Source organism: Pseudomonadota bacterium, from assembly GCA_023229365.1.
In the GTDB taxonomy this organism is placed as follows: Bacteria; Myxococcota_A; Polyangia; order JAAYKL01; family JAAYKL01; genus JALNZK01.
Genome location: JALNZK010000016.1, coordinates 1 through 13,853 on the forward strand (window position 1 = coordinate 1; position 13,853 = coordinate 13,853).

General features: G+C 67.2%; 15 protein-coding genes. 9 read left to right on the forward strand and 6 right to left on the reverse strand.

The features are described from left to right. The first annotated feature begins 70 nt into the window (after nucleotides 1-70). Nucleotides 71-484 carry a hypothetical protein gene (locus tag M0R80_10335; GenBank protein MCK9460025.1) on the forward strand — a complete coding sequence of 138 codons (414 nt, stop codon included), beginning with the start codon at nucleotides 71-73 and terminating at the stop codon, nucleotides 482-484. A 16-nt stretch (nucleotides 485-500) separates the two neighbouring features. Here the strand turns inward: M0R80_10335 and M0R80_10340 are convergent, their stop codons facing one another. Further along, a complete protein-coding gene (locus M0R80_10340; protein MCK9460026.1) occupies nucleotides 501-1,427 on the reverse strand; it encodes a peptidoglycan-binding protein in 927 nt (308 codons plus the stop codon). A 64-nt stretch (nucleotides 1,428-1,491) separates the two neighbouring features. Here M0R80_10340 and M0R80_10345 point away from each other — a divergent pair, with 64 nt between their 5' ends. The 6 genes from M0R80_10345 (at nucleotide 1,492) to M0R80_10370 (ending at nucleotide 5,728) form a co-directional block, all read left to right on the forward strand. After that, nucleotides 1,492-1,791 (forward strand): phosphopantetheine-binding protein, encoded by a 300-nt coding sequence (locus tag M0R80_10345; protein MCK9460027.1) that lies wholly within the window; start codon nucleotides 1,492-1,494, stop codon nucleotides 1,789-1,791. Next, complete coding sequence (locus M0R80_10350; protein MCK9460028.1) at nucleotides 1,791-2,891, forward strand: hypothetical protein; 1,101 nt, start codon at nucleotides 1,791-1,793, stop codon at nucleotides 2,889-2,891. The genes M0R80_10345 and M0R80_10350 overlap by 1 nt, the downstream gene beginning before the upstream one ends. 19 nt (nucleotides 2,892-2,910) lie before the next feature. Continuing rightward, on the forward strand, nucleotides 2,911-3,333 hold the full coding sequence (locus tag M0R80_10355) for an acyl-CoA thioesterase (GenBank protein ID MCK9460029.1): 423 nt from the start codon (nucleotides 2,911-2,913) through the stop codon (nucleotides 3,331-3,333). Between the two features lie 35 nt (nucleotides 3,334-3,368). After that, nucleotides 3,369-4,595 carry a hypothetical protein gene (locus M0R80_10360; protein MCK9460030.1) on the forward strand — a complete coding sequence of 409 codons (1,227 nt, stop codon included), beginning with the start codon at nucleotides 3,369-3,371 and terminating at the stop codon, nucleotides 4,593-4,595. Nucleotides 4,596-5,072: 477 nt separating this feature from the next. Further along, a complete protein-coding gene (locus M0R80_10365; protein MCK9460031.1) occupies nucleotides 5,073-5,321 on the forward strand; it encodes an Arc family DNA-binding protein in 249 nt (82 codons plus the stop codon). Further along, entirely contained in the window at nucleotides 5,318-5,728 is a 411-nt protein-coding gene (locus M0R80_10370; GenBank protein MCK9460032.1) for a type II toxin-antitoxin system VapC family toxin, read from the forward strand. Before M0R80_10365 ends, M0R80_10370 begins: the two co-directional genes overlap by 4 nt. Before the next feature lie 17 nt (nucleotides 5,729-5,745). On the opposite strand, the gene M0R80_10375 is transcribed toward M0R80_10370, so the two are convergent. The 3 genes from M0R80_10375 to M0R80_10385 all read right to left on the reverse strand — a co-directional run bounded on the left by M0R80_10375 (nucleotide 5,746) and on the right by M0R80_10385 (nucleotide 10,805). Further along, nucleotides 5,746-6,702, reverse strand: coding sequence for a hypothetical protein (locus tag M0R80_10375; GenBank protein ID MCK9460033.1), 957 nt, complete (start codon nucleotides 6,700-6,702; stop codon nucleotides 5,746-5,748). 3 nt (nucleotides 6,703-6,705) lie between these two features. Beyond that, nucleotides 6,706-9,459 carry a DEAD/DEAH box helicase gene (locus M0R80_10380; GenBank protein ID MCK9460034.1) on the reverse strand — a complete coding sequence of 918 codons (2,754 nt, stop codon included), beginning with the start codon at nucleotides 9,457-9,459 and terminating at the stop codon, nucleotides 6,706-6,708. A gap of 587 nt (nucleotides 9,460-10,046) precedes the next feature. After that, nucleotides 10,047-10,805, reverse strand: a complete 759-nt coding sequence (locus M0R80_10385; protein ID MCK9460035.1) for a class I SAM-dependent methyltransferase — start codon at nucleotides 10,803-10,805, stop codon at nucleotides 10,047-10,049. Between M0R80_10385 and M0R80_10390 the strand changes: the two genes are divergently transcribed. Beyond that, a complete protein-coding gene (locus tag M0R80_10390) occupies nucleotides 10,806-11,054 on the forward strand; it encodes a hypothetical protein (GenBank protein ID MCK9460036.1) in 249 nt (82 codons plus the stop codon). 26 nt (nucleotides 11,055-11,080) lie between these two features. On the opposite strand, the gene M0R80_10395 is transcribed toward M0R80_10390, so the two are convergent. Next, nucleotides 11,081-12,670 (reverse strand): leucine-rich repeat domain-containing protein, encoded by a 1,590-nt coding sequence (locus tag M0R80_10395; protein MCK9460037.1) that lies wholly within the window; start codon nucleotides 12,668-12,670, stop codon nucleotides 11,081-11,083. Nucleotides 12,671-12,850: 180 nt separating this feature from the next. After that, on the reverse strand, nucleotides 12,851-13,051 hold the full coding sequence (locus M0R80_10400; GenBank protein MCK9460038.1) for a hypothetical protein: 201 nt from the start codon (nucleotides 13,049-13,051) through the stop codon (nucleotides 12,851-12,853). Nucleotides 13,052-13,365: 314 nt separating this feature from the next. Between M0R80_10400 and M0R80_10405 the strand changes: the two genes are divergently transcribed. Next, entirely contained in the window at nucleotides 13,366-13,839 is a 474-nt protein-coding gene (locus M0R80_10405) for a hypothetical protein (protein ID MCK9460039.1), read from the forward strand. Nucleotides 13,840-13,853 lie beyond the last annotated feature (14 nt).

The window sequence follows — 13,853 nt, forward strand, 5'->3', positions numbered from 1 at the left end:
AAGACCGGACAGATTTGAGTGCGCGCCCCGCAGAACGCGGTCCGTGTCTTTTCAGCAGGTTACGCAGGGCATGTCAGGAGATCTGGATTCGGACTCGGACTCGGATTCGGACTCGGACTCGGACTCGGATTCGGACTCGGATTCGGACTCGGACTCGGACTCGGACTCGGACACCGGCACGGCGGACGGCGCGTGCACGAACAGCGCGGATCTCGAGATCCTCGGGTCGACCGACGTCTCGGGCGCGATGATGACGTGCGCGATGGATTGCTACGGCAACGAGGAGTGTGTCTCGGGATGCATGGCCGACTCCACCGGCCTGTCCGCCGACTGCTCGGCGTGTTTCGGCGGCGTGGCCGGGTGTATCGCGGCCAACTGCCTCTCCGACTGCATGAGCCCGAGCTCGCCGGAATGCGTGACGTGCATCGCCGAGAGCTGCGGCCCGGGGTTCGAGGAGTGCTCCGGAGTCGCCTTCACGATGTGAGCCCCGCCGCGCCTTTCTACGACCAGTAGTTGTCGGGGTAGTCGGGGTTCCACTGCCTGGGGATCGTTCGGCCCTTGCCGATCTTGAACTTGGGCCCGCCGTCCGTCGCGCCGAGCCGCACCATCCACGGCATCGCGATCTCCTTCCAGATCTTGCTCCCCGGGTCTGCCTCGCGCGCCGCGCTCGCCTGCCGGTGCGCGTGGATCATGCGCCAGGTGGCGCCGTGGCCCGCGAACTCGCCCTCGAGCCATCCGAAGAGCTCCTCGAGCGCCGCCTTCTGGGCGGCCGACAGCGTCGTCGCCTCGCCGCCGCCCTTCCAGTGCGTTCCGGGCTTCTCCTCGATCCCGCGGAAGTTGCCGCAGATCTCGATGCCGATCGTGAAGCCGTTCAGCCCGTTGCCGTGGGGCGCCACGACCGTGGGGTCGTTGATCAGGATTACCTTCCCGTCCCCGGTGATCCCGGCGTGCGCGTGCACCGTGTCCCAGCGCGCGGGCGCGTTCGACAGGCGCACCCCGGTCTGGTGCAGCGTGACCCCTTCGATGCGGCTCCACGACCTCCTCGGCCAGCCCTTGGCGTTCTTGTGCGCGTCCCGCCTGTCGACGATCCGCGATCCCTTCGATGGCGCCGGATCAGCCGGTGCCACGGGCGCCGCGCGTGCGGCGAGCTTCGCCTCCAGGGCGCGCCACGTCGCCTCGTCGCAGCTGCCGGTCTCAGCGAGGCCGAACGCCGCCTGCACCGCCCGCACGCCGGCCTCGGTCCGCTCGCCGAAGACCCCGTCGATCTTGCCGAAGTCGAACCCGAGCGCGGTCCCGGCTTCCTGCAGCCTGCGCACCGCCGGCCCGCGCATCAAAGGCGTCTCGAGCTCGAGCAGGACGTCCGCCATGTCGCCACCTCCCGTGTGGTTTTCGTTGCGAACGGTGTCCGAAGTCGGGTCGGGCGTCAAGGTGGGCTTCCTGGGCCGCCGTACATTTGCTATCGTCCCCGGGTTTCGAGGACGGAGGCAATCGATGGACGCTGAGCTGAAACGCCGAATCGACGAACGCGCCGAGGTGCTGCGCGTGATCAAGAGCGACCTCATCACGCGGCTGAACCTCCCGTACGAGCCCGAGGATCTGCACGAGGACGTCTCGCTGCTCGGCTCCGGGCTCGGCCTGGACTCGCTCGACGCGCTCGAGGTGATCCTCGGCGTGGAGCACTCCTTCGACGTGAAGATCGCCGACGACAACATCGCGATCCTGCGATCGATCAACTCCATCGCCGACTACGTGCTGGCCGAGAGGGCCCGCAAGAAGGGGGAGGTGGCGTGATGCGGACGTCCCCGCTCAGGGATCTGCTCGCCTCCCGCGGCGCTGTCTTCGCGGAGCGCGCCGGCGCCGAGATCGCGGCCCGGTTCGGCGAGATCGACGACGAGTACCGCGCGGTCCGCGACGCGGTCGGCATCTCCGACTTCTCCTTCGCGACGCGCCACCGCGTGCCGGAGGCCGGGCTCGACGCCCTCGAGAGCTACGCCACGGGATCGGTGGCCGGGATCCGGTTCGGGCGCGTCCTGCACACGATGGCGGCCGACGACGGCGGGTTCGTCGAGTCGGATCTCTACGTCGCGAACGACGACGAGAACTTCTTCGTCATCGGCGAGAGCCTGATCGACGACGCGGCGACCCGCGCGGCGCTCGAGCGCGCCGGGGCGTTCGAGGCCGGGGCGGAGGACGTCTCCGGGACGACCGCGCTCATCGGCGTCGACGGCCTCCTTTCGTACGCGGTGGTGAAGCAGCTGTTCGGCCCGGACGTGCTCGGGCTGCCCTACCTGTCGATCGAGACCTACGATCTCGACGGCGCGAGCGTGAAGCTCATCCGCGCCGGCAAGACCTCCGAGTTCGGCTACCTCCTGCTCGTGCCGGCGGACGGCGCGGCGGGCGTCTGGGGGCGGATCGAGGAGGCGGGTGCCTCCTACGGCATTCGGCCGGTCGGCGCCGCGGCGCACTCGATGCTCCGGCTGGACGGCCGCTTCTTCAACGTCCACGAGGAGGGGAAGCGCGTCCGCGATCCGCTGGCGCTCGGCCTGCAGTGGATGATCGATCTCGGCGGGGAGCCCTGCCGCGGCCTCGACGCGATCCGGAAGCGGCGCGGGGAGGGCCCGGGCAAGAAGATCATCGGCGTGGTGCCGGCGGACGCCGGGGGAGCGCTCGCGGTCGGCGACGCCGTCCTCGCGGGAGGCGAGCGGGTCGCCGAGGTCGTGAACGCGGCGTACTCGCCGACGCTCGGGGGGCGCGTCGGGCTCGCGGTGTTCGACGCCGCCTACGCGTACGCGGGGCTCTCCTTCGAGGGCGCGGACGGCCGCGGCATCCGCACGGTCTCCATGCCGCCCATCACGCCGAAGAGCTTGGCCGTCAAGCTCGACGAGATGTGATCGCGGAGCGGGGGGCGCGGTGTCGCGGATCATCACGAGGCGGTCGCAGGTCGTCGTCGAGTTCCAGCACGTCGACATGATGCAGGTCGTGCACAACGCGCACTACCTGCGGTGGTTCGAGCTCGGCCGGCTCGCGGTGCTCGAGGGCGTGTTCCCGATGGCGTGGGCGGTCGAGCATCGGATCGCGACGCCGGTCGTCGTCAACCACTGCGAGTACCTGCAGCCCGCGGCGTACGGCGACGAGCTCGTCGTGGTCACCCGCCACAAGCTGATCGACAGGTGGGAGGGGCGGTTCCACTTCGATCACGCCATCTCGAACGCCCGCACGAAGCGCGAGCTCGCGGCCGGCTACTCGGCGGTGACGGTGCTCGACATGGTGAGCGGCAGGCTGATCAAGGATATTCCGGCCGCGATCTGGGATCGCTACCTCGCGCTTGAGTGACTCCGCGCGGCCCGATGGTGTGCTAAGCTCCGGCCATGGCACGCAATCATGAGCTCGCCCTCCTCCTGCTCACCGCGGCGCTCTTCGCGGGATGCGGGAAGGGATCGGGCGCGAAGGACGACGCCGGCACGGGCTCGACGGACGCCGACACGGACGCGGACACGGACGCGGACATAGACACCGACACCGACACCGACACCGACGGCGACACGGACACGGGCGCCGACGCTGGGGCCGACGGCGGCGCGGACGCCGGCCCGTGGAACGGCTGTGTGGAAGGGAGCTTCACGCCGTACTTCGGCAATCTCCACGCGCACACGTCGAACTCGGACGGTGAGGGATCTCCCGAGGAGGCCTTCACGATGGCCCGAGACGCGGCCGGCCTCGACATCATGGCGGTCACGGATCACCTCGAGCAGCTGTACACCCTGCTCGGCCTGCCGAGCGGCGAGTACCCGGCGTGCGCGGCGGCGGCGGCCGAGTTCACCGTGGACGGCGCGTTCCTCGCCCTGTGCGGCTACGAGTACGGGAGCGGCTTCGGCCTCGTCGGCTCCACGGGCCACGATGTCGTGCTGTTCAACGAGTGGCTTTTCCCCATGGTGCAGGTCGACTTCCACGACTTCTACCAGAGCGTGATCGAGTGCCCGTCGTGCGTCACCGAGTTCAGCCACCCGGGCGACGAGGCCGGCATGACGTGGAACAACTTCGAGTACGACGCGGCCGTGGACGAGAAGATGACCCTTTTCGATTTCAAGGGGAACGGCGACACGTGGAGCCTCTACTTCCAGGCGCTGGACGCGGGCTGGCACGTCTCGCCCACGCACAACCAGGACAACCACAGCGCGAACTGGGGCGTTGCGGACGACGCCCGGAGCGCGTTCTACATGAGCACGCTCTCGGCGGCCGCGCTGTTCGACGCGGCGCGTGAGCGGCGCTCGTTCATGACCCACGACAAGAACGCGACGCTGCGCCTCATGGCCGACACGACGTGCTGGATGGGCTCGATCCTCTCGGGGTTCGCCGAGCTCCTCCTCGAGGCCGAGGCGACGGACGCGGAGGCCGGCGACGGCTACGCGGCGCTCGAGCTCTACGGCCCGGGCCAGGCGCTCGTCGCCTCCGTCGACTGCGGCGGCGCGCAGAGCTGCTCCATCACCGAGACCGTCGACGTGACCGGGTCGGAGTACGTCGTGGCCCGCGCGACGCAGACCGACGGCGACGTCCTGGTGTCCGCGCCTGTGTGGATGGGGGAGCCGGAACCGTGAGATCGGGAGGGGGGCGGAGTATAAGGGGGATGAATCACCGAAGAAGAAGGGAGATGCCCCATGGGCGATAAAGGTGGCAAGAAGGACAAGGCGAAGAGCGAGAAGCAGAAGACTATCAAGCACGACCAGGAGACGAAGAGGAAGCTGGACAAGCAGCCGAAGAAGAAGCCCTGAGCAAGAAAACGGGCACCTGCGATATTTCGCAAGTGCCCGATTTCTCTGCGCACCCAGCGCGATTCGAACACGCGACCCTCGGTTCCGTAGTTCACACATTGAAGTAGTCGATAACCAACTGGAATATTTGAATATTCCACCAACGCGCCAGTGATCCGACAGCATCGCGACATCACGATCCGTCACCTGATGTCATGCGGACATCATTGAATGTCATGAGTTGGTACGCGTTGACAGGCCGGAAAAATGATTGCAAATTGGTACCAGGAAGGAGTCCAAATGGAACCACAGCCTCGAGAAAAGGTGTCACTGACCATCAAGGGCGTCCCCGCTCGACTCCGCTCCCGACTCGCCACGCGCGCGGCCGAATCGCACCGCAGCCTCAACGGTGAGATCCTCCACATCTTGGAGGCGGCGGTCGAGGACGAGGAGCCTGGTCGCCTGGCGTCCGAGAGCGCGCTCGCCCGCATCCGCGAGCTGCGGACCCGCATCCGCGGCCCGGGGTTGTCGCCGGAAGAGGTCGACGCCGCGATCGCCCTGGGGCGCCCGTGATCGTCGTCGACACGAACGTCCTGGTGGCGCTCTTGCTGCCCGGCCCCAAGGTCGAGGCCGCCGAGCGCGTGCTCGTCCGGGATGCGGCGTGGTCGGCGCCGGCGCTCGTCTTCTCGGAGCTGCGCAACGTTCTCGTCTCGTACGCGCGCAAGGTGCCGGAATCCAGCGCCCGCTGCGCGGAGATCATCGCCGAGGCGCGGCGCATCGTCATCTGCCCGCCCGCGGAGGAATCGGACGACGCGCTCGTGCTCGAGCTGGCCATGGGCTCGGGATGCACGGCGTACGACTGCGAGTACGTCGCGCTCGCGGAGCGGCTGCGGTGTCGACTCGTCACCTGGGACAAGCAGGTTGTCGTCGCGTTTCCACAACGGGCGACCACGCCGGAGCGCTTCGCCTCCGGCGAATGACCCGGGCCGATTCCGCATCAGGAACGCGGAGCTGACTTCTTCTTCGCGCCAGGTGAGCGCCGTCGGGATGGGGCGGGGAGCGTCACGATCTTCGCCGACCCCGTCGCTTCGGCGACCTTCGAGGCCCGGCTTCGTTTCGGCGGGTTCCCCTTCTTCGGCTCGCGCGTCTTTTCCGGTTCGGCCTTCGCCCGCTTGCGCTTCGTTTTCGGCTTCGGCGCCGCTTTCCCTTGCGCGGTCGCGATCTCGACGCCGAACAGCGCCGAGAGGTCGTCGATGTCGAGCAGCTTCTCCGCGGACGGCGCGCCCGCGCCGAGCGGCAGCCCGGCCCCGGCCAAGGCGACGAGCTCGTTGCCGTCGACGGCGCGCAAGCGGAACAGGAGCTCGGGCTCCACGTCGAGCCGCGCGCCGACGCCGTAAAGCGTCGCCGCGACGTGCTTGCACATCGACGCCCAGTCCGGGCACGAGCAGGAGAAGCGGATCTCCCCGGGCGACGGAAACAGCCCGGTTCGCTGCCGGCAGATCCGGTCCATCGCCGCCCTCGAGAAGCGGCCCTGCAGCAGCTCGACGAGCGAGTCGATGCCGCCGGCGCAGTCGGCGCAGAGCGATGTCCACGTCTCGTTGGGCACCGCGGCGACGGTCACCTTCACCTCGTAGATCCGCGTGCCGCTGACGAGCGCGGCGACGATCCCCTCGGCGATCCGCAGGTCGATCACCGAGCCGTTGCGGACGTAGGCGCGCCCGCGCGGGATGCGGTTCGCGAAGTCGCCGTACCCCTCGAGGTTGTCGCACCACGCCCGGCCCCAGAACGTCCGGGCGATGGCGCGCCCGTCGAGGACGATCGGCGAGAGCTGCTGCCCCTTCTTCTCGAGCTTCCTCGCGGCGCGCTCCGCCTTCTGCCGTCGCTCGGCGACCGGGACGTAGGCCGGCCAACCAGAGCCGTATTCGTCGTCCCTCCTATGGCGCCCTCTCCGCATCGGTCACTCCTCCACCGCCGCGCGCAGGTCGAGCGCGACGATGCGCATGATCTCGTCGTCCGGAAGCTCGCTCAGGGAGAGCTCGGCGCCGCCTTCGAGGAGATCGCGCGAGAGCTGCCGCTTCGACTCGATGAGAGCGTCGATCTTCTCCTCCACCGTGCCGCGACAGACGAGCTTGTGCACGAGCACGTTCCGCGTCTGCCCGATGCGGAACGCCCGATCCGTGGCTTGGTTCTCCACCGCCGGGTTCCACCACCTGTCGAAGTGGATGACGTGCGCGGCGGCCGTCAGGTTGAGCCCGGAGCCGCCCGCCTTGAGCGACAGCACGAAGAACGGCACGTTCTCGTCCTCCTGGAAGCGGCGCACAAGCTCGCGCCGATGCTTCACCGCCGTCGCGCCCGTGAGCACCACGCCCGGGCGACCGAAGATGCCGCCGAGGAACGCCGCGAGCGGCGCCGCCGCCTCGGCGAACTGCGTGAACACGAGCGCCTTCTCCTGCTTGGCGGCGACGATCTCGCTCAGCTCGCGCAGCCGCCCGAGCTTTCCCGAGTCGCCCTCGGCCCAGCCGCCGTCGCCGAGCCACTGCGACGGGTGGTTGCAGATCTGCTTGAGCCGCATCAGCGACGCGAGCACCACGCCCTTGCGCCGGATCCCATCGGCGTCGGCGAGCGCGTCCGCGAGCTCCTCGACCGCCTGCTGGTAGAGCGCCGCCTGCTTGCGGCTCAGCGCGCAGAACGCCCTCAGCTCGGTCTTCTCCGGCAGGTCGGTGATCACCGTCTTGTCGGTCTTCAACCGGCGCAGGATGTACGGTCGCACGAGGTCGCGTAGCGGACCGTACGGGTTGTGTGGATCGTCGGCGAGCCGCTTCGCGTACCCGGAAAACGCCCGCGCCGAGCCGAGCAGACCGGGGTTGATGAAATCGAAGATCGACCAGAGATCGCCGAGCCGGTTCTCCACCGGCGTGCCGGTGAGCGCGATCCGCGCCCGCGTCTTCAGCTCTTTCGTCGCGCGCGTCTGCCGGGTCCCCGGGTTCTTGATCGCCTGCGCTTCGTCGAGGATCGCGAGCTCCCAGCGGGCGTCGCCGAGCTTCGGCGACCGCAGCAGCGTCCCGTACGAGGTGATCACGAGATCCGCGCCGGCCACCGTCTGCTCGTCGAGCGCGGCGAGCGCGGCCGGCGGCTTCGCCGACGGGTGGGCGATCACGGCGCGCAGCGTCGGCGCGAACCGCTCCAGCTCCGCCGCCCAGTTGGCGAGCAGCGACGCCGGCGCCACGAGCAGGCTCGGCCGCCGGGTCGCCGAGCCTTCGCGGCGCAGCGCGAGCAGGAGCGCGATCACCTGCACCGTCTTGCCGAGCCCCATGTCGTCGGCGAGGCAGGCGCCGAGACCGAGCCGCGAGAGGAGGTGCAGCCAGCGCAGCCCGACCTCCTGGTACGGTCGTAGAGTTCCGTGAAGATCGTCGCCGGGATCGATCGCTGTGAGCCGCTCCGGGGAGCGCAGGCCGCGCAGCGTCTCCTCCAACCACGGTCCGGCGACAGCGTGTGCCCACGCGCGATCCTCCGCGTCCAGCGTCGCGTCGCCGATGCCTACGCCCACGAGCGTCCGCATCGCCTCGGCGAACGTCAGCCCGCCCGCGGCCGCGAGCGCCCGCGCCCGCTCGAACCGATCCAACACCCGCCCGAGCCGCGCCCCGTCGACCTCGACCCACTGCCCGCGGATCAACGCCAGCCCGTTCGCAGCGCGGAGGATCTCCTTCACCTCGCGCGCGCTGAGGCGCGCGCCGTCGATCGTCACCGCGAGATTGAAGTCGAGCAGCGCGTCCGCGCCGAGCGACGAAGGCACGGAGGCGCCGACGGTCGCGGTGGCGCGCGGCCGCGGCGGGCGCCCACCCTTCCACGCGGCCGGCATGCGAACCACCACGCCGGCGCTCTCGAGGCGCGGCACGTCGTTGAGGAGCCGGAACGCCTCGACCGGGCTCCAGCGCAGCGGGTGGAAGATCTCGCCCGAAGCGATCATTTCGGCGAGCCACGCGCAGCTCTCCGACGCACGCTGCACCGGGAGCAGCAGCGCGAGGAGGCGCTCCTTCTCGGCCGCGCCCGCGTACTCGCGCAACGCCTGCCCGAGCGGCTGATGCTGCGCCTTGCCGAGCGCCGACAACCGACTCGTGTAGGTGGCGAGGAACGCGAACGGCGCCGCCGTGTCGCCTCGGTTCTCCGCCAAGTGGAAGTGCACGCGCCCGACGACGTTCCATGCCGGGCTCAACGACGAGAGCAGATCCTGGACGGTCCCACCGCGCGCGGATCGTTCGGACGCGAACGCCGCGCCGATCCGCGACCAGAGCGCGCGCAGCACGTCCGCTGTGAGATACTCGGCGCCGGGCATGAGCGGGGCGGCAGAAGCGAGCTCCTCGAGCGATGCGTCGGACGGCGGCACCGGATCGCGCCGTTCCTCGACGTCCGGGAGGGTGCACACCCCTGTGAGATACCGCACCGCGAGCTCGCGCCAGTACGAGAAGACCGGCGGCAGCGCTCGCCCGACCATCGATCCGCCCAGGTGCAGCAGCCCGTTTCCGCTGTTCAGCGAGAAAGCCCGCTCGATGCGCTCGGCGGCTTCACCGTCGAGCGGCGGCGCGTCATCGCTCTGCGCGAGAACGAGATTGCCGTTTGGTGTGAGCCGCAGCGTCGGGTGGTTCGGGATCGGCGATCCCAAGTGATCGGTTCGCGCCGCGGCGGCTTCCCTCTTTCGCTTCGGCTTCGTCATCCTCGCGAGCGAGGTTGCTGGAGCGCGCGTCGCTGGTCAAGCCGCCCGTTCGCTCGGCGAGGCCCGACGCGATCTCGGTTGAAAAATCGGGTCTCGTGTCAACGGGCAAGAAAAAGGGCACCTGCGATGTTTCGCAAGTGCCCGATTTCATTGCGCACCCAGCGCGATTCGAACACGCGACCCTCGGTTCCGTAGTTGGAACAGGCGGTTTCTGCCGTGTTCCGCAACATCTTGAAATGCAACAGAAAACCCAAACATGGCGGGGATTTGCAAGACATCATGGCATCACGGTTCGTCACCTGATGTCAGGTCGAAATCACCTGATTTCAGACCCCCGTGTCAACGGCGTGTCAACGGGAAAGCCTCCACCGCGCGCAGGATCTCGAACCGTGCGAGGCGGTTCCCCACGTCTACGGCGCTACTCCGATCGCAGGTCGGGGAGAGCCGATCAGATACGCCGGCGAGCCGCGCCGCTGCTGCGTCGCACCGACAGAGCATCCAGCGTCGACGAACGCGCCACACCGATGAGAACGCGGGGCCCGCGCGCCGATTAAGTTGCGCGCACCATCAGGTTTTCGGGATCCCCCTCACGGCGCCTTCCGGAAGACGAGGAACGTTTGGTATGGGAGCAGGTCCGCACGCTCGGCATCGAGGGCGAGCCCGGCCTTCGCCGCCAGCTCCACCATCTGCGCGCGCGTGATCTTCACCGACTCGGGCGGCCCCTCCGGCAGGTTGCCCTCCTTGAACTCGACGAGCCCCAGCCGCGCGCCGGAGTGCATCTCGGCCGCCACCTTGCCCAGCCATGCGGCGCGATCCGGGACGTGGTGCAGCACGTCGCACACGAACACGAGGTCCGCGTCCTGGGGAATACCCGGGTCGTCGGGCTTGATGAGGACCGCCTCCACGTTCCTGATCCCTTCAGACGTCACCTTGTGGTGGATGTGCCGGATCATCTCGGGCTCGATGTCGGCGGCGACGACCCGCCCCTGCGGCAGCGCCTTGGCCAAGCGGAACGTGAAGTAGCCGGAGCCCGCTCCCAGATCGACGACGGTCTCGACCCCCGTGAGACCCAGTGCCGCAACGATCTCGTCGGGCTTCTGCCAGACCGCACGATCCGGCCGCTCCAGGAAGGTGATGTACTTCTCGACGTCCTCGAACGGGCGCAGGTGGTTCGGGTTGATGCCCTGCTTGCGCAGCGGGCAGTCGATGGGCGGGTGCGCCGGATCGTGGACCGCCTGCGCTGCCGCCTTCGACGCGGGAGGGTCACGCTGTTCGTTTGCCCGGCACGCGGGCAGGCACGCGATCACCGTGACCGTCAGTACGAGGCAGACGTTCCGAACCACCATGTGATCCTCCGCCGCGATCGAACATCCTCGGAGCATCCTACGAGTTCTGGACCGGCCCGGGAAGGAGACGACCGCCGCTGGCACCCCCGTGGAGGCGAGGACTCGATCACCGGCTACCTCGCGGCGCACCTCACGGACGCGATCACCGACACCACGATGGTCAAGCTCTCGCTGTGCCGCCCGCTCGATCCCCTGCGCGTCGACAGCGACGGCAGGCAGATCGCGGTGGTGATGCCGGTGAGGATGTGAACTCCGGGACCGTCCCGACTGCTGGTCTACTCGGGGCAGAACGGGCTGAGATAGACACCGCGGTCGCAAAGGGCGGTGATATTCTCGGCCTGTGCGACCTCGTCGACAGGGTTGTCGACGACCGAAACGGTGTCGCCACTATCGATACCGTCGTTCGCCACGAGCGGAGCGAGATCGCTGACCAGATTGTCATCGAAATACACGTAGTGTAGCAGCGTGAGCGACGTGAGCGGCGTCAGATCGGTTATCTGGTTGGACTGAAAGTGCAGCGAAGTCAACGACGTGAGCCCCGCGAGCGGCGTGATGTCGCTGACCTGGTTGGATTGGACATGCAGGTCGTGCAAGGACGTCAATACTGCGAGCGGCGAGAGGTCGCTGATCTCGTTGTTGTAGATGGAGAGATGGATTAGTGACGTGAGATCGGCGAGGGGGGTGAGGTCGATTATCTGGCTGTAGTTGAGGTCGAGCCACGTGAGCGAGGTGAGCCCCGAGATCGGTGTCAGATCGCTGACCTGATTACTACCGGCCGACAACCACGTCAGTGAGGTGAGGTCGGTTAGCGGCGTGAAGTCGACAATCTCGTTGCCGCCAACCCCGAGCCATATCAACGACGTGAGACCGGCGATCGGCGTCAGATCGCTGACCTGGTTGCCGGAAACGTGCAGGCTGACTAGCGAGATAAGCCCCGCGAGCGGTGCAAGGTCGGTGATCTCGTTCTGATCGAGCCGCAAACCGGCCAACGACGTCAGTCCTGCGAGTGGCGTGAGGTCGCCTATTTGATTCGAGTCCAACATCAAATCGGTCAGCGAGGACAGCCCAGTGAGCGGCGTGAGGTCGCTGATTTGATTGACACGGAGATCCAGGTGCGTAAGCGACGTGAGCCCGGCAAGCGGTGTGAGATCGCCGATCTGGTTGTCCTCTGCCTCCAGTGTCGATAGCGATGCGAATCCCGAGAGAGGTGCAATGTCGCTGATGTACAAGTTTACGGCAAGTGACAACCACGTGATCGAAGTTAGGTCGGCGAGCGGAGCGATATCGCTGATCTGGTTGAAGTCGATGAACAGTATTTCCAGCGAAGTGAGCTCGGCGAGCGGCCCGACGTCAGTGATTTGATTCACACCGAGGTTCAGAAAGGTCAACGCGGTTAGGTCAGCGAGCGGTGTGACATCGCTGATCTGGTTCACAAGCAAATCCAAATACTCCAAGGATGTGAGTCCGGCGAGTGGGGTGACGTCGGTAATCTGATTCTCCCACAATGACAGAGAGGTGAGAGACGTGAGCGCCTGGATGCCCTCAAGGCTGGTGATGCCCCTCAAGCCCGCCGGTAGATCGGTGAGTCCCTCCACGTCCTCGGTGCATAGGACGCCGGTCGGCTTATCGATCGCCTCTCGGACCACGGCCTCTAGGTTCTCGTCGGCGAACACGACAACATCGCCCTCACATTCCGTGCTCGCGTCGGCACCGCCGTCCGCGTCCGTGTCTGTGTCGGTATTAGTGTCCGTATCGCTGTCTGAGCTTCCGTCCGGTCCGGCGTCGCCGCTGCTTCCGTTGCCGCCGCCGCATCCGGCAGCGAGGCCGAACACGACGAGCCCCATGATCCAGGTCGACCACCGCATCACACACCCCCTTGTCTTGTAGCTGCTCCTCGAGCGTAAGCCGATCCGCTTCGACGCACAACCACGCCGCCCGCGCGCCTCGTCGGCGTCCGCGCCCCAGTACCAACATCAAGAAGTAGAAAGACGACGAACAAGACGTGCATGGGGCGGGGCTCCGCGTCGTCCCCCGCCGTCGTCCTCTCAGCCTTCGCCCTTGCGGTGCTGCACCTCACAGTCGTCGAACCAACAGCAGTCGGCGTAGCGGCAGCTCCCGTTGTTGGCGCCGAAGCACGGCGCGTTGCCCTCGGCGCGCTGGATCTCCAGGATGATCTCCCGCCTCGGCTTCTTGTCCGGCTGGATGCCCAGCGCCATCGCCCTCTTCTTCAGCTCGCTCGCGTTCATGGAACGCCCCCTTCCCTCGGCTGCATCAATTGCACCTAAAGAGTGCAACGGTTGGGGCCGTCCGGAGTTAATGGATGCGACGAGGGGAACTACGCACGGTTGCACTCGGCGGAACGCTCGATGACGTTGCGGGAGCGGACCCAGAAATCGACACTCGGTCGTCAATATCAATGGAGGGTCGATTACGACGATTCCGAGTTGGATCAGCAAAGAAGTAAGCACCTGGGGATTGGTAGTTGGTCTACTCGAAGGTCGTTTTCGGAGACGTTGGCTGGTCTCGGGCGAGCGCGCTCTTTTTGGGAAAGAGCTTCGTCATGGGCGAAAGTCTGCTGAACCGGATCATCGAGGACTTCGTCGTCGCGGTGCACCGAAAGCGCCTGGATGCCGACGAGGTGCTCGAAACCGCCGAGCACATCTATGCGTTGGCTACTCGACTGGATTGGAATGACGGGCTCGAGCCTGACATCGAGAGGCTCAAACGGCCTCTCGCGGCCGGTTGGGAAAGACGGTTCTGGGACGCCTCGACCAAAGCGAGGCGCTTCGTCGGATCGGGTGATCTGGTGATAGCTGCTTGCGCGATTCGGGGTGTCGTGCGCGAGATCGCGGTCAGCTCGAATTGGCGCCCGCTGGCGTTCTTCGGCTACGACGACATCATCGATCTCGAAGTTATCGAAAAGAACTTTCTGGACAGAAGCCGTCTCACCGAGCGCTGTCCGCATGTGGACGGCGAGAGAGTAGACGAAGCTCTCGGCTACGCGCGGCGTCTCCATGATCGCCTCGGCGAGTAGTTTGATCAGGGCGC

Coding starts and splice junctions, on each gene's coding strand:
- M0R80_10335 (MCK9460025.1), top strand. CDS start 71: ATGTCAGGAGATCTGGATTCGGACTCGGACTCGGATTCGGACTCGGAC.
- M0R80_10345 (MCK9460027.1), top strand. CDS start 1,492: ATGGACGCTGAGCTGAAACGCCGAATCGACGAACGCGCCGAGGTGCTG.
- M0R80_10350 (MCK9460028.1), top strand. CDS start 1,791: ATGCGGACGTCCCCGCTCAGGGATCTGCTCGCCTCCCGCGGCGCTGTC.
- M0R80_10360 (MCK9460030.1), top strand. CDS start 3,369: ATGGCACGCAATCATGAGCTCGCCCTCCTCCTGCTCACCGCGGCGCTC.
- M0R80_10375 (MCK9460033.1), bottom strand. CDS start 6,702: ATGCGGAGAGGGCGCCATAGGAGGGACGACGAATACGGCTCTGGTTGG.
- M0R80_10380 (MCK9460034.1), bottom strand. CDS start 9,459: ATGACGAAGCCGAAGCGAAAGAGGGAAGCCGCCGCGGCGCGAACCGAT.
- M0R80_10385 (MCK9460035.1), bottom strand. CDS start 10,805: ATGGTGGTTCGGAACGTCTGCCTCGTACTGACGGTCACGGTGATCGCG.
- M0R80_10395 (MCK9460037.1), bottom strand. CDS start 12,670: ATGCGGTGGTCGACCTGGATCATGGGGCTCGTCGTGTTCGGCCTCGCT.
- M0R80_10400 (MCK9460038.1), bottom strand. CDS start 13,051: ATGAACGCGAGCGAGCTGAAGAAGAGGGCGATGGCGCTGGGCATCCAG.
- M0R80_10405 (MCK9460039.1), top strand. CDS start 13,366: ATGGGCGAAAGTCTGCTGAACCGGATCATCGAGGACTTCGTCGTCGCG.